General features: G+C 36.6%; 13 protein-coding genes, 1 tRNA gene and 2 pseudogenes. 11 read left to right on the plus strand and 5 right to left on the minus strand.

The window, feature by feature from the left end; all coding sequences use genetic code 11:
• Window positions 1-141: 141 nt before the first annotated feature.
• Window positions 142-1,092 carry a P44/Msp2 family outer membrane protein gene (locus ACICP6_RS02455; RefSeq protein WP_395463646.1) on the minus strand — a complete coding sequence of 317 codons (951 nt, stop codon included), beginning with the start codon at window positions 1,090-1,092 and terminating at the stop codon, window positions 142-144.
• A 710-nt stretch (window positions 1,093-1,802) separates the two neighbouring features.
• Here ACICP6_RS02455 and ACICP6_RS02460 point away from each other — a divergent pair.
• The 3 genes from ACICP6_RS02460 to ACICP6_RS02470 all read left to right on the plus strand — a co-directional run bounded on the left by ACICP6_RS02460 (window position 1,803) and on the right by ACICP6_RS02470 (window position 5,387).
• Window positions 1,803-2,729 carry a hypothetical protein gene (locus ACICP6_RS02460; protein ID WP_395463475.1) on the plus strand — a complete coding sequence of 309 codons (927 nt, stop codon included), beginning with the start codon at window positions 1,803-1,805 and terminating at the stop codon, window positions 2,727-2,729.
• A gap of 52 nt (window positions 2,730-2,781) precedes the next feature.
• Window positions 2,782-3,571 (plus strand): IS5 family transposase gene (locus tag ACICP6_RS02465; RefSeq protein ID WP_395462624.1). Its coding sequence is split into 2 segments (ribosomal slippage): window positions 2,782-3,042 and window positions 3,044-3,571, totalling 789 coding nucleotides; the frame shifts between segments, so codons are not numbered across the junction.
• Between the two features lie 289 nt (window positions 3,572-3,860).
• Window positions 3,861-5,387, plus strand: a complete 1,527-nt coding sequence (locus ACICP6_RS02470) for an acyl-CoA carboxylase subunit beta (protein WP_395463476.1) — start codon at window positions 3,861-3,863, stop codon at window positions 5,385-5,387.
• Window positions 5,388-5,565: 178 nt separating this feature from the next.
• Here the strand turns inward: ACICP6_RS02470 and ACICP6_RS02475 are convergent, their stop codons facing one another.
• On the minus strand, window positions 5,566-6,186 hold the full coding sequence (locus ACICP6_RS02475) for a glycoside hydrolase family 25 protein (protein WP_395463477.1): 621 nt from the start codon (window positions 6,184-6,186) through the stop codon (window positions 5,566-5,568).
• A gap of 111 nt (window positions 6,187-6,297) precedes the next feature.
• Window positions 6,298-6,370: transfer RNA gene (locus ACICP6_RS02480), tRNA-Thr, on the minus strand.
• A 20-nt stretch (window positions 6,371-6,390) separates the two neighbouring features.
• Here ACICP6_RS02480 and ACICP6_RS02485 point away from each other — a divergent pair.
• From ACICP6_RS02485 to pdxH, 3 genes are read left to right on the plus strand one after another with little or no spacing between them, the layout of a single operon-like run.
• Window positions 6,391-6,534, plus strand: a complete 144-nt coding sequence (locus ACICP6_RS02485; protein ID WP_265026127.1) for a hypothetical protein — start codon at window positions 6,391-6,393, stop codon at window positions 6,532-6,534.
• Window positions 6,500-7,315 carry a bifunctional DNA-formamidopyrimidine glycosylase/DNA-(apurinic or apyrimidinic site) lyase gene (mutM, locus tag ACICP6_RS02490; RefSeq protein ID WP_395463478.1) on the plus strand — a complete coding sequence of 272 codons (816 nt, stop codon included), beginning with the start codon at window positions 6,500-6,502 and terminating at the stop codon, window positions 7,313-7,315. The genes ACICP6_RS02485 and mutM overlap by 35 nt, the downstream gene beginning before the upstream one ends.
• Before the next feature lie 9 nt (window positions 7,316-7,324).
• Window positions 7,325-7,909, plus strand: coding sequence for a pyridoxamine 5'-phosphate oxidase (pdxH, locus tag ACICP6_RS02495; protein ID WP_395463479.1), 585 nt, complete (start codon window positions 7,325-7,327; stop codon window positions 7,907-7,909).
• A gap of 323 nt (window positions 7,910-8,232) precedes the next feature.
• Here the strand turns inward: pdxH and terL are convergent.
• Window positions 8,233-8,901, minus strand: a pseudogene (terL, locus tag ACICP6_RS02500) (phage terminase large subunit); the annotation flags it as partial.
• Between the two features lie 66 nt (window positions 8,902-8,967).
• Here terL and ACICP6_RS02505 point away from each other — a divergent pair.
• Window positions 8,968-9,757 (plus strand): IS5 family transposase gene (locus ACICP6_RS02505; RefSeq protein WP_395462624.1). Its coding sequence is split into 2 segments (ribosomal slippage): window positions 8,968-9,228 and window positions 9,230-9,757, totalling 789 coding nucleotides; the frame shifts between segments, so codons are not numbered across the junction.
• Window positions 9,758-9,763: 6 nt separating this feature from the next.
• Here ACICP6_RS02505 and ACICP6_RS02510 read toward each other — a convergent pair.
• Window positions 9,764-10,543 (minus strand): annotated as a pseudogene (locus tag ACICP6_RS02510) (terminase); the annotation flags it as partial.
• A 789-nt stretch (window positions 10,544-11,332) separates the two neighbouring features.
• Between ACICP6_RS02510 and uvrA the strand changes: the two are divergent.
• From uvrA to ACICP6_RS02530, 4 genes are all read left to right on the plus strand, one after another.
• Window positions 11,333-14,149 (plus strand): excinuclease ABC subunit UvrA, encoded by a 2,817-nt coding sequence (gene uvrA / locus ACICP6_RS02515; protein ID WP_395463481.1) that lies wholly within the window; start codon window positions 11,333-11,335, stop codon window positions 14,147-14,149.
• 845 nt (window positions 14,150-14,994) lie between these two features.
• A complete protein-coding gene (locus tag ACICP6_RS02520) occupies window positions 14,995-15,732 on the plus strand; it encodes a hypothetical protein (RefSeq protein WP_395463482.1) in 738 nt (245 codons plus the stop codon).
• Between the two features lie 190 nt (window positions 15,733-15,922).
• Window positions 15,923-16,930: a tRNA (adenosine(37)-N6)-threonylcarbamoyltransferase complex transferase subunit TsaD gene (gene tsaD / locus ACICP6_RS02525; protein WP_395463483.1), complete on the plus strand. Its 1,008-nt coding sequence runs from the start codon at window positions 15,923-15,925 to the stop codon at window positions 16,928-16,930.
• Window positions 16,931-17,114: 184 nt separating this feature from the next.
• Window positions 17,115-18,857 carry a type I secretion system permease/ATPase gene (locus tag ACICP6_RS02530; protein WP_395463484.1) on the plus strand — a complete coding sequence of 581 codons (1,743 nt, stop codon included), beginning with the start codon at window positions 17,115-17,117 and terminating at the stop codon, window positions 18,855-18,857.
• Window positions 18,858-19,107 lie beyond the last annotated feature (250 nt).

Genomic DNA, 19,107 nt, shown 5'->3' on the forward strand with positions numbered 1-19,107 from the left:
ATTTAAGAACATCAAAGTAAATTATAACCAAAATTTTGCAATTTAACTATTGACTTTATATATAACCAGCACAGATTTCGCTAACAAGTAGCGAAATGGCCATTCATCAAAACCTCAGCTAGCGATATGATGAATCTAAAATTAAAAATGATGAGCTAACCCAAACTCTAAACCATATACGCCAAATCTGTTTGTAATAGTTGCAGTAGTGGACTCAGTGCGTGCAGTTTCATCAACTTCACTACTTTCTCCAGAAGGAATATATTTTTCACCTTGCGGTATCTTGATTGTAGGTACAATGCCTTTAAACTCGTTACCGAGAATGCCGAAATAGCGCAGACCAGCAAACACTTGGGTTTGTGTTGTAAGCGGATAATTAACACCAAGTTTTGCTTGATAAGCAAATGCATATCTTGTCCTCCCTAAAAACTTGACCTTAGTCAACCCTCCACCAACACCAATATACGGAACAAATTGCATTCCTTCTTTATTAAATTCGTGATATACATTGATCATTCCAGCTAAATTATTAAAGCCTTTATTTTTCATCTTAAATGCAACTCTAAAATCTGCTTCAATAGTTTTACTTTCAATAGCCTCCCTAACGTCTTCACATTTTTCAGTATCTACTTTAACATCCTTTTTCTTAATCTCAAAAAACTTAATACTTCTCCAGGGTGAGTCACATTTTGTTCCAGCAGAAGTATCCTTACTACGACGAAGTTCAACATATCTTGCTTTATTTTTATTCGAATAGTCTTCATCGTATAAGTCAGTTTGAGAATATAAGCCTTCAAACTCAACTCTCATATTTTCTAACAAATATCCTACTGCGGCACTACTAGCAAATCCCGGAACGTATTTAGGGTTATATCCAGCTTCAATTCTCTCTTCCTTACTAATACTAAAAACTCCATCTTTATCTGTACCCGCATCTTCTTTCCCTTTTAAAGGCCCTATTGCATTAAATAATGCTCCAAAATAATTAGCTTTAACATAAAAATTTTCTAAGTTGTTTATTTTAATATCATTAGATAAGCACCTAAATGAAAAGATAAGCAAAGTTACTAATACACACAAATTTTTACTCATCACTATAGCCCTCTAGTATAAACCATACCTTTTTAGCATAAGAAGGCGTTTATGTCAAGAGCAGTTTACACTCTAAAAAAAATAATGCATACTTCGTTAAACTTCTTGCATAACCTAAAAAAAGGTAAAAGAAGCCCTAGTCACTTTCTATTTTCAGTATTGGCGTTTTTAAGTCTTAAACGCTGCAATTTAGCGACTTTTAAACTGCAACAGACCCTTAGCTTAAATGCTAAGAAATTTACTAAGCAGAAAAAAGGCAAAAGAAAACCCGCGGTAGCTAGTATTCAAATTCTCCCTTGTTCTATTTGACGTTTTTGATGTCTTAAACGCTTTATAAGCGCGTTTCAGCTTGTGTAGGTAAAAACCTAGAAGTTTTATAAAGACATAAGGTGCACATAGTGCGAAAAATTAAACATGAGACGCCAAATACAAGTTTCCTTGTCGTTTTAATCTGCAGATTGCGAAGTTAAATAAAATAGCTTCACTTCCATGATAAGAGGACTGGCGGAGTTTGTCAAGTCATTTCATCCAACACGCTGCCAAAAGTTTGTTATGCAAGAAGTCTATTTTAATATAATTTAAGGGCATCTTCTATGTAAAGTAAATTATAACCAAAATTTTTCAATTTAATTATTGACCTTATAGATCATATGAATATTCTAGAATTGGGATATTTTATCCTAATTTTATTACGTAGAATGGAGGTCATTATGCCAATATTAGAACGAATAGCAAGTGTAGGTAATGAAAAATTAAAACAACAAGGATATTCACATAAAACAGAATACCCAACAAAAACAGAGAATTTGCAATTAAGCATGGTAATGCAGGAATGCGTTGATGAACGTATGCGAAAATATATCCTAGATATGCTAAAAAAAATACATTCACTGTATATATCAGATCAAACCATTCTCAATTTTGTACATACGAAATTATTTGACGGAAAAATGATAGGGATAGAGGGCTGTTTAAAACTCACAGAAGATGGAAAAAAGCAAAAGATCATGTTTGGTGTCCCATGTAACATTTATCCAGACTTACATAATACTTATCCATACTTAGAAACAATATCATTAATAGATTATTTAATAAAGTATTCATCCTTGCTTGAGAAGAATCAGTCATACATTGATGAGAGTGAAAGACATCAACTAGATAGTCTCTTGTTAAAAATATATGGTCTAGTTTTAACATGTACTAATGTGAGCAAAGAAAGTTTGAACCTATTGCCAAAAGATATACTGAAAAAACGCGAAGACTGCTTGTCAAAGCGAAGAAAAATTGTATGTGAAAGCATTGAAAATGGTGAAGAAGATGGCGTTATAGTAGAAACAGATAATGGACGTTATTGTATAGAATGTCCAGCAGAAAGTGTTGTAAAACCTGCAACATTTATGAATTCTCCAGAATTTAAATACTTGGAGGGTGGTGTACTACAGATCGGGGAAGGAGGTGGTGCAGTCCAAATACAATATGGAGAATATCGTCGTATAAAGGGCATACTTCAGATGACTTTTGCAGTGGGTGATGAAAAAATTGTAATGATTTTATATTCTAAAGATCCCTCAGACTTTGGCGAAATAATGGTGGATATGGACGGTGAAAACTGCAAGCTTTTCTTAGAACCTGTTTAAAATCTCGAAAGGATAAGGTAAAATAGGGGTAGATTAAGAATGAGGTATATCTATGCGAAAAAGTTATCCAAGTGATATAAGTCGAGAGCAATTTGAAAAAATCAAACCAATTCTGGAGAGTAGCAGGAGGAAAACAAAACCAAGAAAACTTGATTTATATGATGTATTTTGTACAGTATTATACGTCCTAAAAAGTGGTTGCCAGTGGAGGATGTTGCCAAAAGATTTTCCAAGGTGGGAGAGCATATATTATTATTTTCAAATGTGGAATAAAAAGGATGGAGAAGAACCAAGTTTGTTGGAATTAGTCTTAAAAAAAATTAGTTGGAGAGGTCCGTATCAACAATGGTCGGAAAGAGAAAACCAGTTTCTGCATAATTGATGCTCAAAGCGTTAAAAACGCAGATACTGCTGAAAGAAAGGGTTATGATGCAGGTAAAAAGATTTCAGGTATAAAGCGTCATATCGCAGTTGATACACAGGGCTTGCCACATGCAATTCATATAACAACGGCAGAAGCAACTGATCGTAGCAGTGCTGTAAAAATGGTGGGAAATGCTAAAGAAAACCTCTCTGAAGTCAAAAATATACTCGTTGATGCTGGCTATACAGGAGAAAATTTTGCAACACAAATAAAAGTAACTATTGGTGCAGCTGTTGAGGTAATAAAACGAAGCGAATTACATACCTTTGCTGTATTGCCAAAAAGATGGGTTGTTGAGCGGTCTTTTGCTTGGTTGGAAAAATGCAGGCGATTGTGGAAAAACTGTGAGCGAAAACTCAATACTAGCCTACAAATGGTCGTTCTTTCCTTCGTTTCTCTCTTATTGCGAAGATTTTAAACAGGTTCTTAGAGAATTGTGAAGAACTAAAAAAAGAACCTCGTATAAGAAAGGTTGTTGAAGCTGCTGAAATTTCCGTGCAAACAGAAGGCAGTGAAGTTAGTCCACCTTCTGCTACTTTGGAGAATACTGGTACATTTAAACATTCACATAGTAGTGGCCAAAAATCACTAGCGCATTAACAATTACTATACATACACTGTTGCATGTAGCAATGGTGTATGTGTATAATCAATAGGATTTGTAAGCTTGATAAAGTTTACAACTAATTTGAAAACTACTTTATCGTATGCAAGACTTTAAAATACTAGAGAACTTACAAGCTAAAGCACTGGAAGCTGAAAAAGGAGGTGGTCCTGACAGGATTACCAAACAACATGAAAAAGGGAAATTAACTGCTAGAGAAAGGCTTAGTATATTACTCGATGAAAATTCATTTGAAGAATACGATAAATTTGTGAAGCATCATGCAACTGACTTTGGCATGCAAAATGCTAATTTTCTAGGTGATGGTGTTGTAATTGGCCACGGCACTATTTATGGCAGAAAAGTTTTTGTTTATTCTCAGGATTTTACTGTCTTTGGTGGGTCGCTTGGTGCATCGCATGCAAAAAAAATATGCAAAATTATGGATATGGCAATCAATGCCAGGATTCCAATTATCGGGCTAAATGACTCTGGCGGAGCCAGAATTCAAGAAGGAGTAAATTCTCTTGCTGGTTATGGAGAAATTTTTCAAAGAAACGTAAATGCATCAGGCGTTATACCACAAATTTCTTTGATCATGGGGCCATGTGCTGGTGGTGCAGTTTATTCCCCAGCATTAACTGATTTTACTTTCATGGTAAAAAATAGTTCATACATGTTTATAACCGGACCAGATGTAGTAAAAAAAGTCACCTACGAAGATGTAAGTTTCGAAGACCTCGGTGGTGCAAAAATTCATACAAGTAAAACAGGAGTGGCAGATTTCGCGTTTAATAATGATGTTGAAATGCTGCTAAAAATACGTGAATTCTTTACTTTCTTACCAGCAAACAATCAAGAATCACCGAAATCCTTATCAACCTGTGACGAGGTTGATGACATTGATGAATCTTTAAACACTCTAATCCCTAGCAATCCTAACACTTCCTACGATATGTATGAGCTCATTGAAAAAGTTTGCGATGAAAGGAAATTCTTCGAGTTAAAGCCTGATTTTGCCCGTAACATCATGATTGGTTTTGGCAGAATTGGAAGAAATACTGTTGGCATTGTTGCAAATCAACCTATGCACCTTGCAGGGTGCTTAGATATCGATTCTTCAAGAAAAGCTGCAAGGTTTGTGAGGTTCTGCGATGCATTTAACATTCCGATCATCACACTTATTGATGTTCCAGGGTTTCTGCCAGGTACAAATCAAGAATACAATAATGTAATACAACATGGAGCGAAACTGCTTTATGCTTATGCTGAAGCGACCGTACCGAAAATTAGCCTTATCACCAGAAAAGCGTATGGTGGTGCATACATTGTTATGAATTCTAAACATCTAAAAGGCGATATAAATTATGCTTGGCCAACTGCTGAAATAGCCGTCATGGGTCCTGAAAGTGCAGTTGAGATTATATTTCGACACGAAAAAGATCAGCAGACATTAATTAAAGAATACAAAGAGAAATTTGCTAATCCATTTTTTGCTGCATCGCATGGATACATTGATGATATCATAGTACCAAGTAAAACAAGGCACCACCTTCACAAAGCACTAGAGCTATTGAAAAATAAGAAAGTAGAAAGAATATGGAAGAAACATGATAACCTACCTTTGTAACCTTGGTTCTTTTAAACTTTGTAGCCAATCAGAGCACTTTAAGCAAAGATACTCATAATTATACCAGCTAGTTGTGAAAAAGACTTCAAGTGGAAGTATATAAGTAAGGTACTAACTGACCTTAAGCATCCCATACTGAATTTTTTTGTCAGCTTGCAAAATAATTGTTTTAAAATTTTTAACAGCGTTGTTCTCCTAGTAACCAGAACTTTTTTAGTTCTTCCAATGTTCCGTTGAATTTATTTCTGTCACATGGTCCGATCCCTTTTACCGAATGCGGCTCAGGTCCCGTCTGACCGTCAGTGTACTGCCACAGAACCCAGTCATTCCATCCTTTCGGCAACATTGGACTTTCTCCCCATCTTGCTATCCAGAGCGGAAATTTAGTTAAAGTAGGTGTGGCAAAATCCTTGAGAAAATAAGCACTTCCATAAACCAGCGGTAAACGACCTGTTATTTTATGAATTTCATTAACAAAATCTTCCGCTTGCTTTGGCGTTATATTGTCTCCTCTATTTTCTTCAATATCTAGGGCAAGCAATACTTGAGAATCATTCCCAACTACTTTTAAAAAATGCTCTGCTTGGTCTTTTCCTTCCTCTCTTACTGCAAAATGGTATGCTCCCCAAAGCAATCCCTCTTCTTCAGCAGCTTTCCTTCTCTCCTCATATGTTGGATCTACATATTTTAGTCCCTGTGTCGCTTTATGCATGATCCCTAATATTCCATCTTCTTTTGCTAACTTAAAATCTACACTTTGCTCCCAGTGCGATAAATCTACAATTACATTTTCTACCATTTGTTGCTCCTATTTCGGACCTTATTAATTACTTTACATAGATACAAGCAGTTTCAGTGTTCTGCAATCATAAACAATTGAATGAACGCAATAACATGAGTATAATCAGTGTGCCGTTACCAAGACTCGAACTTGGGACCTCGTCATTACCAATGACGTACTCTACCACCTGAGCTATAACGGCAGGGTTCATATATAATGATAATGAATAACATAAAAAAGAATAAGGAAAAAGAAGAGGAGAAAAAAAGATTAGCGAAAGCTTTAAAGCAAAATATTTTGAAAAGAAAAAAACAGCAACAGAGTAGACAAGATGCCAGAACTACCGGAAGTGGAAGTAATCTCTAATTTTTTGCTTGATAAAATCAAAAATAAGCAAATTAGCAATGTTATAGTTAATAATTGGAATTTGCGTGTACCAATAACAAAAAATATTGATGATATTCTAAAGGGCAAAGTTATAAGCAATATCAAGCGTAGAGGTAAGTATACGATCTGGAATATAGATGGTAGTATGGCTGTAATCATACATCTTGGTATGAGCGGAAAGCTCATATATGCTGAAGATTATCGAGCGCAGAATAAACATGATCATGTGATATTTTTATTTTCCGACAATACCTCAATAATTTTTAATGATTCAAGAAGATTTGGATTGGTCATTGTTGTAAATAAAGAACAAGAAGCAATTTTTTTTAACGATTTTGGAATAGAGCCTCTCACAGATGAATTTAATGGAAACTATTTACAAAAGTTGCTGGGGAACAGAAAAGCAAATATCAAATCAGCGTTAATGAATAATAAATTGATAGTTGGAGTAGGCAATATATATGCTTCTGAAAGTTTGTTTAGAGCTCGTATATCACCTCTCAGGCCAGCACAAGATTTGACGTATAAAGAGTGCGAAAAACTCGCTACTGAAATAAAAAATACTCTGAGTGATGCAATCACTGCAGGCGGTTCAACGCTGAAAGATTATGCACAGCCATCTGGATCTGTTGGATATTTTCAAAATAGTTTTTATGTATATGGTAAAGTTCAAAAACCTTGCAAGATTTGCAATAATATCATAACACTTATACGGCAAAATGGTCGTAGTACTTATCTCTGCAGTGTATGTCAGAATTAATTTTTGGATATGATATTTTCACCTAAAAAAGATCCGATTGATTTGTTTTCAAAGTGGTATGAAGAAGTACTTAATTCTTCATCAACTGCAATAACGCTAGCAACTTGTAGCAAAGACTGCATTCCATCTGCAAGAGTGGTATTACTAAAGGAATATAGTAAAGAAGGCTTTGTGTTCTTTACTAACGTAAATAGTAGAAAAGGAAAAGAATTGACCGAGAATCCTAGAGCTGCGTTGGTGTTTCACTGGATAGAATTTTCTAGGCAAGTACGAATTGAAGGAGATGTTAAGCTTCTAAACGGTAAAAAGGCCGACGAATATTTTTCCTCTCGAGCACGCGATAGTCAAATTAGTGCGTGGTGCTCAAAACAATCGAGCGTTCTGAAAAATTGGCAAGACTTCGAGCAAGCTATTGAACTGAAGGAGAAGGAATTTTACAATACACAAGTCCCTCGTCCTGATTTTTGGGTAGGATTTTGTGTAATCCCAAAAGTAATTGAATTTTGGCAAGAAGGTGAGTACAGAAGGCACATCAGATTTAGGTACACCCTTATTGGGGAAAGCAATTGGAAAGTGGATCAGCTATATCCTTAACTACATTCATAGCTCAAGACCCTTCTTATTGAGAATTAGCATAAGAAAAATGGTATTTCGGTGATAGGCAAGGAATTAAAGGAAGTTCTTCCTTTAATTTGAGTATTATAGCTAACAAAGGTAAGATTTCCTCTTCTGTCATACCAGTGCTTGACACATGAGCATTGTGATTTGTAGGTAATTTGCGTAGCAGAGGGTGTCATGCAAGTAGCTGACACTGGCATCTAGGATCATCAAAAACGCTGCATTTTAAGACAAAATTAGCTACTTTTACATTCACCAACTCAGCTAGTGTCTGGGCACTGGGATCTGGTAGGCTTAAATCACAATGTTCGTACAGCCATAACCCTAGAGGCACTATTTCTTACCCAATGCAGATATTGTACGGTACTGTCTACTTGGTCATCGTAGCGCGTTTCCGGAAACATAAAAATTTCATACTCAAAATCGTTGAGCCATACTGCTTGGTGCGGCAAAACAACCCTACCAGACTCTATAATTGGAACAATTTGATGAAATCAAGTGAGCTTACCATCATGTGGCACTATCTCGATAACAGGTAGGTCACTATTTGCCTTTAGCTCTTGAATCAATTGCTGACCACTCGTTTTTGCTTCGATCAAAATTGCGTGTGGTGCCCATCTTGCTGCTAGTGACAGAACTTGCTCTTTAAGCTTTGGATATTCAAGTTTTGCACGATATACATCAAGTAAATAGAATTTATTATCTATTTTTACCCAAGTAGTGCAGACGCTAAAGTTACTAATGTCGCTTGTTGAAACCGCAGTATCCCAACTTTGTGTTATATGCGAGAGATTATCAGGAAAATTTCTATAGCGCTTCAGCCACTCTCGTTTAATTATGCCACTTTCAAGTGGCATAGGGTTTTGTTGATATTGCGCAGCAAAAGCGTAACTACCAAGCTCAGCCTTTATCATCTCAATTTCTTCTTTTCCTTCATCTAGGGGATATAGCAACTGACCTTCCTTTCTTAGAACCTGTTTAAAATCTCGAAAGGATAAGGTAAAATAGGGGTAGATTAAGAATGAGGTATATCTATGCGAAAAAGTTATCCAAGTGATATAAGTCGAGAGCAATTTGAAAAAATCAAACCAATTCTGGAGAGTAGCAGGAGGAAAACAAAACCAAGAAAACTTGATTTATATGATGTATTTTGTACAGTATTATACGTCCTAAAAAGTGGTTGCCAGTGGAGGATGTTGCCAAAAGATTTTCCAAGGTGGGAGAGCATATATTATTATTTTCAAATGTGGAATAAAAAGGATGGAGAAGAACCAAGTTTGTTGGAATTAGTCTTAAAAAAAATTAGTTGGAGAGGTCCGTATCAACAATGGTCGGAAAGAGAAAACCAGTTTCTGCATAATTGATGCTCAAAGCGTTAAAAACGCAGATACTGCTGAAAGAAAGGGTTATGATGCAGGTAAAAAGATTTCAGGTATAAAGCGTCATATCGCAGTTGATACACAGGGCTTGCCACATGCAATTCATATAACAACGGCAGAAGCAACTGATCGTAGCAGTGCTGTAAAAATGGTGGGAAATGCTAAAGAAAACCTCTCTGAAGTCAAAAATATACTCGTTGATGCTGGCTATACAGGAGAAAATTTTGCAACACAAATAAAAGTAACTATTGGTGCAGCTGTTGAGGTAATAAAACGAAGCGAATTACATACCTTTGCTGTATTGCCAAAAAGATGGGTTGTTGAGCGGTCTTTTGCTTGGTTGGAAAAATGCAGGCGATTGTGGAAAAACTGTGAGCGAAAACTCAATACTAGCCTACAAATGGTCGTTCTTTCCTTCGTTTCTCTCTTATTGCGAAGATTTTAAACAGGTTCTTAAATATAAAATCCTTGCAGATGCAGCGCGTGATGCTGTACTGGTGTACTTATTTGCAGTTACTCGGATGACGGGGACAAGAGGTATTGGCTTTCTGATTGAGTAGATAATCTCGTTATTTTCAGACACCATTGGCAAACAAATATGGTGCCATATGTTTCTCGGTTTTGAGAGAAGATGCCCAGTTAAGTCCTCCTGATGTAGTCTGTGCATTACAAGAACGATGACTCCTTTTTTCCTGTCATTGAGCCTAGTTACTAAAGTCTGATCGAACCAGTTTATTGCACATTTTCTAAACGTTTCACTCAAAGCTTGAGTAGAACTAAGCGGATCATCAACGATGATAAAATCACCACCTTCACCAGTTAGTGTTCCACCAACTGATGTTGCGATTCTGTACCCTCTCTGCACTGTTTGAAATTTATATTTGGTGTTCTGGTCTTTGGACAGTTCTACCTCTGGAAATAGCGCTCTATACCAACTAGACTGCATCACGCACCTGGTGTCGAGCGAGTGCTTTTCGCTGAGCCGCTGAGAATAACTTGCAACTATTACTCTCGCAGTTGGTTGGTTTCCCAGTATCCATGCAGGCCATGCAACACTCACGCACATGGACTTCATCGAACGCGGTGGCATATTGAATATTATTCTCCTTACTTCACCAGCACTTGCTGCTTCAAGCCTGTCTGCTATAATTTTTATATACTGATAATTGTTATACTCACACCCCGGCATTACCGTTTTAAAGCATAGTTCAATAAATTTTAAAAAGCTCATGTTACCACCCCCTATCAGGTATCCCCTTCTTATCATCTTAATCTGTCATTCCGGTGCTCTTTTCCCTCTCATCCCAGTACTCTTTTCTGTCATCCAAGTAGCCTCTGTGGTGTCATTCCAGTGCGTGACGCTGGAATCTACTTTATAGTGGTGTCATCCCAGTACTGGGATCCAGAAAAGTTTGCTTGTGAACAAGCAAACTAGCATGGAAAGTAGCTGATCTTATACTAAATGAATGTTTTTGATGAGGTTGAATGAAAAGCTGGATTCCAATACTGGAATGACATCCTACTAGTGAAGTTTATTCTTGAATATATTAACTATAAATATTGAGAAATTTACTAACTAAAAAAAGGCAAATAAACCTCCGAGTAGCTGGTTTTGACTCTCTATTACTGTAAGTGGCGCTGTAATAATGTGCTAACGCTTAATATAAGCGCGATTTGGCTGAGTGTAGAAAAAATTTAAAAGACATGCAGCCGCCATAATTTTATGTAATCCGCCAAAAAATACCCTGAGTTTTTTACTGAATTTTGTCATTGAACCTGCAGGTCAAAAACAAGTTTTGAGTCAGAAATACCCTTACTATCATGATAAGAGGATTGGCGGAGTTTGTCAAGTCGTTTTTGCATTCAAATTTTCCCCGTTTATAGCTTAGATGCCATTTTGATGATATCCTTCTCGTAGGCCTATGTTCGTCCATTTTCCGTGACAGTTAAAAGAAATCAGTAGAAAAAGTTACTGTAAGTCATGTATTTTAAGGCTATAATAGTCAAAAATACATGATGTATGGACGATTTTATAAGAGTTAAGGGTGCAAGGGAACATAATCTGCAAGGTGTGGATGTCAATATACCAAAAAATAAGCTAGTTGTTGTAACTGGGCTGAGTGGTTCTGGCAAATCTAGCCTTGCGTTTGATACGATTTACGCAGAAGGTCAACGCCGATATGTAGAAAGTCTCTCAGCCTATGCGCGCCAATTCCTCAACATTCAGGATAAACCGGATGTTGAATCGATCACAGGCCTATCTCCTGCAATATCCATTAATCAAAAATCAATCTCAAAAAATCCAAGATCAACAGTTGGAACTGTTACTGAAATTTATGATTATCTGCGCTTAATATATGCCCGAATAGGAATTCCTTATTCGCCTGCAACTCAATTGCCAATAACAAAACAAACTGTTTCTCAAATTGTAGATACTATAATGGTATTACCTTTAGAAACTAAAATATATATACTTGCCCCTATTGTACGTGGCAGAAAGGGAGAGCATTACAAAGAGATATTGGAAATTAAAAAGCAAGGTTACGTAAGACTAAAAATAGATGGTGAAATACATAATATAGATGATTTACCTAAGCTTGATAAAAACAAGAAACACGATATTTTTGTGGTTGCAGATAGGGTGTCAATATCAGATGACATAGGAAATCGACTGCCAAGCAGTGTAGAATCCGCATTAAGACTTGGTCATGGCTTAATGTATGCAGAAATAATGAACTTGCCTGATAATCATGATTCTGAGTATAAAGATGGTCAAATTTTAACTTTCTCAGAGAATTTTGCATGTCCGGAGTCCGGCTTCACTCTTGAGGAAATAGAACCAAGATTATTTTCTTTTAACAGCCCTTACGGTGCATGTGATTCATGTAATGGGCTTGGTAAAAAGCTGGCTGTTGATGTAAAACTGATAGTGCCAGATGAAACGCTTTCAATATCTGAAGGCGCATTAAAACCAGTAGGATCAATGTTCCGTCAAGTGCACACAAGTTATGGATTTCTAAAAAATGCAATCCTATCGCTAGCTGAAACCCGCAAATTTAGCCTTGATGTTCCATGGAAGAACATAGATCAAGAAGTGAAGGATGTAATACTTTTCGGCTCCAAAGAAATGAAATTTCAAGGTTTGGTCAGTATCTTAGAATGCCAGATGGATTATGATGAAACACTTAGTGAGCGATATTGCTCTGTCACTCACTGTAAAGAATGTACTGGCTATAGATTGAGAAAAGAAGCACTTACAGTGAAAATTGATGGCAAACATATAGGTGAAATATCTAGGCTCAGCATCGATGAATCCCTTAAGTGGTTTGAAAATTTGCCAGACAAGCTCACAGAACAACAGAAGCAAATCTCGGATAAAATATTAAATGAAATAATCAAGAGGCTGACATTTTTAAAGAATGTAGGGTTAAACTATCTTACACTTGACCGTGAGTCTAGCACTCTTTCTGGCGGTGAGAGTCAAAGAATCAGGCTTGCTTCGCAAATTGGTTCAGGGTTAACGGGGGTTTTATATGTTCTTGATGAGCCATCAATAGGCCTTCATCAATGTGATAATGATCGATTGATTGCCACACTTAAAAATCTGAGGGATATGGGAAATACTGTAATCGTTGTTGAGCATGATGAGGATACAATAATGGCTGCTGATTATGTGATTGATATTGGTCCTGGAGCTGGTGTAAATGGGGGAAAAGTTGTTGCAGAGGGAACACCAGATCAGGTGCAAAGGTGCTCAGAGAGCATAACAGGGCAATATTTGAGTGGAAAGAAAGAAATCTCAATTCCAAAAAGAAGAAAACAAGCAACTCAGTTTATAAAAGTAATAAATGCGCATGAGAATAACTTAAAAAATATAGACGTTGAATTTCCTATAGCGAATCTTATTTGTGTTACTGGGATATCAGGAGGAGGGAAATCAAGTTTAGTCATAGAAACGTTGTATAAATATTCAGCGCGTAAAATAAATGGTTCGTCTGTAAGGTATGGCCGGTGCGATAAAATAGAAGGCCTTGAGTATACGGATAAAATTATAGAGGTTGATCAGTCACCAATTGGTAGAACTCCGGCATCAAATCCAGCAACATATGTTGGTATTTTTACTCATATAAGAAATTGGTTTGCAGGTCTTCCAGAATCAAAAACACGAGGTTACAACATAGGCCGATTTTCATTTAATACCAAAGGAGGAAGGTGTGAGGCATGTAAAGGTGATGGACATTTGAAGGTAGAGATGCATTTTTTACCGGATGTTTATGTAAAATGCGAGCAGTGTAAAGGTCGACGATATAACCGAGAAACACTAGAAGTTGCTTATAAAGGAAAATCAATTTCTGATGTGCTTGATATGACGATAGATCAAGCTTGTGATTTTTTTGAAAACCTTCCAATAGTAAAAGAAAAGTTGATTTCTTTGCAAGAAGTAGGGCTTGGCTATGTAAAACTCGGACAGCCGTCGACAACGTTATCCGGAGGTGAAGCACAACGAATAAAACTGTCCAAGGAGCTATCAAAGCGGTTTACCGGAAGAACATTATATATTCTTGATGAGCCAACAACTGGATTGCATTTTGAAGATGTAAATAACTTGCTAAAAATACTCCATAAATTAGTCGATCTGGGAAACACTGTTATAGTTATCGAGCACAATTTGCACGTTATAAAAACTGCGGATTATATAATAGACATCGGGCCGGAGGGTGGAGTGAAAGGCGGAGAAGTAGTTGCTGCAGGAACTCCAGAAGAAATAATAGATATGCCAAGAAGTGTTACCGGTAAATATCTTAAACCATACCTGTCAAAATTAATTAAGGTGTAAAATTGTTATAATGGCCGAAGGTGTGCAAGACGAGAAAAATGGGTACTCATGGTAGAGGAATATGAAGTTTTTTTATCCTAGCATTCTTGTCAGCGGATAATGCAAAAACGACTTGACAAACTCCGTCAGTCCCCTTATCATGGAAGTGAAGCTATTGTATTTGCTTTCGCCAATCTGCAGATTAAAAGGTAAGGATTACTTAAGGTATCGGCGTCTTATGTTCAATTTTTTGCAGTACATAGGTACTGTATGTCTTTACAAAACTTCATCTACATCTAGGTTTTTACCTAAATAAGCTGAACGCGCTTACAAAGCGTTACAAGACATCAAAAAATGCCAATACTCGACAGAGATAGTAAAGGACTAGCTAGCTCGGGTTTTCTTTGTCTTTTTTTCTGCTTGGTAAACTTCTTAAACACTTGCAGCGTAGGTTAGTTGCGATTAAAAGCGGCTGAATCTCTCTTGTCAAGCGTTTAAAACATAAAAAACGCCAGTACTTTAAAGCGGAAAATAATCACAGGGTTCCTTTTGCCTTTTTTTTAGATTGATAAGTTTCTTAAATATTTTCTTAAATTTTATAGCTAAACGACAACCGCTGCTTGTTAACGCCGCGGAGGTATGACGTAGGGGTTCCAGCGCGTGACGCTGGAACCTAGATGCAGCCACTTGGTTAAAATTAAGTTTTCTGGATTCCAGCGTCAAGTGCTGGAATGACCCCGTTTGTTTCGTTAAAAACAAATGTTCAATGTGATCTTCATTAGTTATATATGCAATCAGGTTCCCTAAAAACACTTTATAGCCAATCAATTCTCGAGTATAAAAAATATTCCTCTAAGTAATAAAGTATGCTAATCAGGAATTTAATAAAACAAGCGACTAGGGTAGGGAACAGTGAGGATGTAATACGATATATCGAATATCTCTATCAATTTGAGAAGTTTAGAAATACATTAAACCTCACTTTGTCACTAATAAAGCAAAATAGACTCTCATTTGAAATATATCAAGAGGGATTAGCGGATATGAAAGAGGGAGTGTGTAAGACAATTCGATCTTCCGGTGTAAATAGGTATATTATTGTACTGAAGAAGTCAAACCCGTACATTATAGTGCATGAACTTTCGCATATGGTTGAAAATGAGCTTAACTTAAGCTTAGAGCAGGAGTTTCTCTATAAAGTTTATCAGGATATTGAACAGAACTTAAAGCAGTCAAATATTCTTGTACAGAAAATTATCGGCCAAGTTATATTTAAGGAGATACAGGCTTATCAAACTGCAAAATCACGTGCATCTGAATTATTTGCACGCTATTTTGAGCTATTTGCTTGGGCACAAGAGGTTTATCCTAAGGATAAAGAATACTTAATTCGCACTCAAGATTTAAACAAAGTGTTCCTTGCTACTGATCAATGGAAAAAGAGCTGCCTGGATCCGCAAATGATGGATAGAATAGATAAGGAAATCAGGGAATACAGCAATAAAACCGCCACTAAAGACGTAACCAAAGTGCAAAGCAGTTGGACTAATAAATTTTCTCCTGGGGGCAAAAAAATTAGCTCCATATTTGGAGATGATGATTAGCTTAGTATAGCTAGTGCAGATTTTCCTACGTCATGCCGCCGCGAACCATCATACCGCGGCGGTATCTTAGCATAGATCCCGCTAACAAGCAGCGGGACGACGGTTGTCGGTAAATCTTTTAGCTATATTTTGCAGTTAACTTCTATAGCGTTTCAAGGTATAGTTTTTATAATAAAGTGTTCGAATATACATGAAAACCATTTTAGCTGTTGAAACAAGCTGCGATGAAACTGCAGTAGCGATTGTAAATAGTGACAAGCAAGTCCTTGCTCACGAAATTCTCTCCCAAGCAGAACACAAAAAACGTGGTGGGGTGATCCCTGAGATAGCGTCACGTGCTCACATGGAGCATTTAAGTGGTCTAATAAAAAGCGCCGTGGAAAAATCTAACCTTAACTTTTGTGATCTGGATGCGATTGCAGCAACATCAGGACCAGGACTCATAGGTGGACTAATAGTTGGTACAATGATGGCTAAAGCAATTGCGCATGTAGCACAAAAACCGTTCATTGCAGTGAATCACTTAGAAGCGCATGCATTGGTTATTAGGTTACTGCATGAGGTAAAATTTCCATTTTTAGTCCTACTAATATCAGGTGGTCACTGTCAATTTTTAATTGCACAAGATGTAGGTAAATATATTAAACTTGGAGAAACGCTCGATGATTCACTAGGAGAAGCATTTGATAAAGTTGCTAAGATGCTGGGTTTAAGCTATCCCGGAGGGCCATTAATTGAAAAGTTAGCTAAAAAAGGCAATGGTGCAAGATTTAAACTGCCAAGGGCGATGATAAAACGTTCTGGATGTAACTTTTCGTTTTCTGGAATCAAGACAGCAGTAAAAAACTTAGTGCAGAAACTCGAAATGAGCGAGCAAGATGTGTGTGATGTGTGTACTTCGTTTCAAGAGTGTATTAGTGACATACTGCTGGACAGGGTTAGTAATGCGATTATTATGGCCGAATCTTTAAATATCAAAATCAATGACTTTGTGATTACTGGCGGAGTTGCAGCAAATAATTTCTTGAGAGAAAAATTAAAACAACACATAAACTTAAATATATTTTTTCCCCCTAATAACCTATGTACAGATAATGCAGTGATGGTTGGATGGACAGGAATTGAAAGATTGCAGAAGAATTATATAGACCCTCTCAATTTTGCACCAAGGCCAAAGTGGGAATTGGACAGTTATTAAAAACTCTCAACTCTGAATTAGGTAATGAAGGAAATATTAACTCTATTTCTTTTTACTATTGTTTATATTTTCTATTCATATATATTAATATTTTATTATATTAATTTAAAGTAAGCTAACGGCCGTTAATATTTTTGTAATAAAAATTGTATACGGTGCATGTAATCAAATTAAGAGAAAGATTGTGGAAATTACGCCATCAATAAAAAAAGAATTGAAGCAAAGTACACTATATGTCTGTTTAGAAAAATGCAAAAGTGCATTTTGGTTTATTTTTTGGTTTAGTTCAGGAATCAATTTATTAATGTTGTTCTTACCGCTTTATACCTCTCAAGTACTTGATCGAGTGATATCAAGCGAAAGTGTATCAACGCTAACTATGCTGACAATTATCACTTTATTTGCATTTGCATGTTCTGCAATGCTTGAAACTTGTCGATATTTAGCCATGGCAAAAGTTGGTGACTGGATCGATAAAACTGCAACACCAGACCTGATAGTAAGGTCAATCAGGCTAACATCAGTGCAGAGTTCAACTTCAAGTGGTGAAGCAATACGAGATCTCGGGGTAATAAAAAACTTCATTACAGGAAACGGTATATTCTCGCTGTTTGACACTCCATGGTCATTAATTTACCTTGTTGTGATCTTTATGATACATACTTCTACAGGGTTTATTGCTATTAGTGGAATTATCATATTAGTTTCTATGGCTATATGGAATGAGCTTGCCACAAAAAGAATATTACAGGAAACTAACGAAGAAACTATACGAAATATCAATGCCATAGACGTTGCAACAAGAAATGCAGAGGTGGTTGAAGCTATGGGTATGTCAGAATTCATAGTCTCTGATTGGTGTAAACGAAATGATCAGAACCGAGCAATGCAAATCAAAGCACAAAATCGTTCTAATGTCATTACAGGAATTACTAAGTTTTTGCGCTCAACTCTGCAAATATCGGTAATCGGAACAGGTGCATTACTTGCAATCACAGCTCATAAGACTGCCGGTAGCATCATTGCTGCCTCAATTTTAATGGGTAGAGTATTAGCTCCATTTGATGCAGCAGTTCATACTTGGAAATTTTTAAATCAAGCCAGAATGTCATATGGAAGGCTGCAAAGACTCATATTAACATCGCCAAAAAGAGAGCAAACGATGGCTTTACCAGAACCTGAAGGGAAATTGGAGTTTGATAGAGTATTTTTTACTCCTTATGGGAATAATAAGCCGACAGTAAAAGGAATATCGTTTACGATAGAACCTGGAGATGTAGTTGGTGTTATCGGTGCAAGTGCCTCTGGTAAGTCGACCATTGCAAAGTTAATCGTTGGTGTATGGAAACCTATATCTGGTGTGGTGAGACTGGATGGCGCTGATGTGTACACTTGGAATCGAGAAAATTTTGGTAATTATGTTGGTTACTTACCTCAAGATATTGAGTTATTTAACACTAGTGTCAAAGCTAATATTGCTCGCATGAGGCCAGATCCAAATCCTGAAGAAATAATCAAAGCAGCAAAAATTGCAGGAATACATGAATTGATACTAAGCTTGCCAAACGGATATGATACAACAATAGGAAGTTTTGGAGTGACGCTCTCTGGTGGGCAGAAACAGCTACTTGGCATTGCGAGAGCTTTTTATGGCAATACAAAGCTTTTGGTACTTGATGAGCCAAATGCCAACTTAGATAGTAATGGAGAGGCCTGCTTAATTAATGCAATCAACGTTGCAAGAAAACAAAATACCACCACTATCATCATAACTCATAAACTGCCGTTATTATCTGTGGTTGATAAAGTAATCCTCATGTCAGACGGTGTTATTTATGCAATGGGACCAAGAGATGAGATTTTAAGCAAATTAGTTGCTCCATCATCAAATACTACAAAAGATGAACGTTCTTCAGTAAATGGTTAGTAAAAAAAGGAAAGTATAGCTTAGCATACAAAGGTAGAGACACTTCTAATACCAAACCTCAATGGTAATAGAAAAAGAGTGCTTTTTCCCTACAACTGGAGGTTTAGGCAAATTCGTGATGTGTTTTATTTGTCTTCCTAATAACGAAGGTTGGTATAAATATCCCAGTTGCAAGGGTATAGCAAAAAAGTAGCAATTGAATATTTTAACGGAGATGAAATTTTGGAAGTACTCATTTTTTACCTCACAT

This window comes from Wolbachia endosymbiont of Cantharis cryptica, assembly GCF_964277405.1.
GTDB lineage: Bacteria > Pseudomonadota > Alphaproteobacteria > Rickettsiales > Anaplasmataceae > Wolbachia.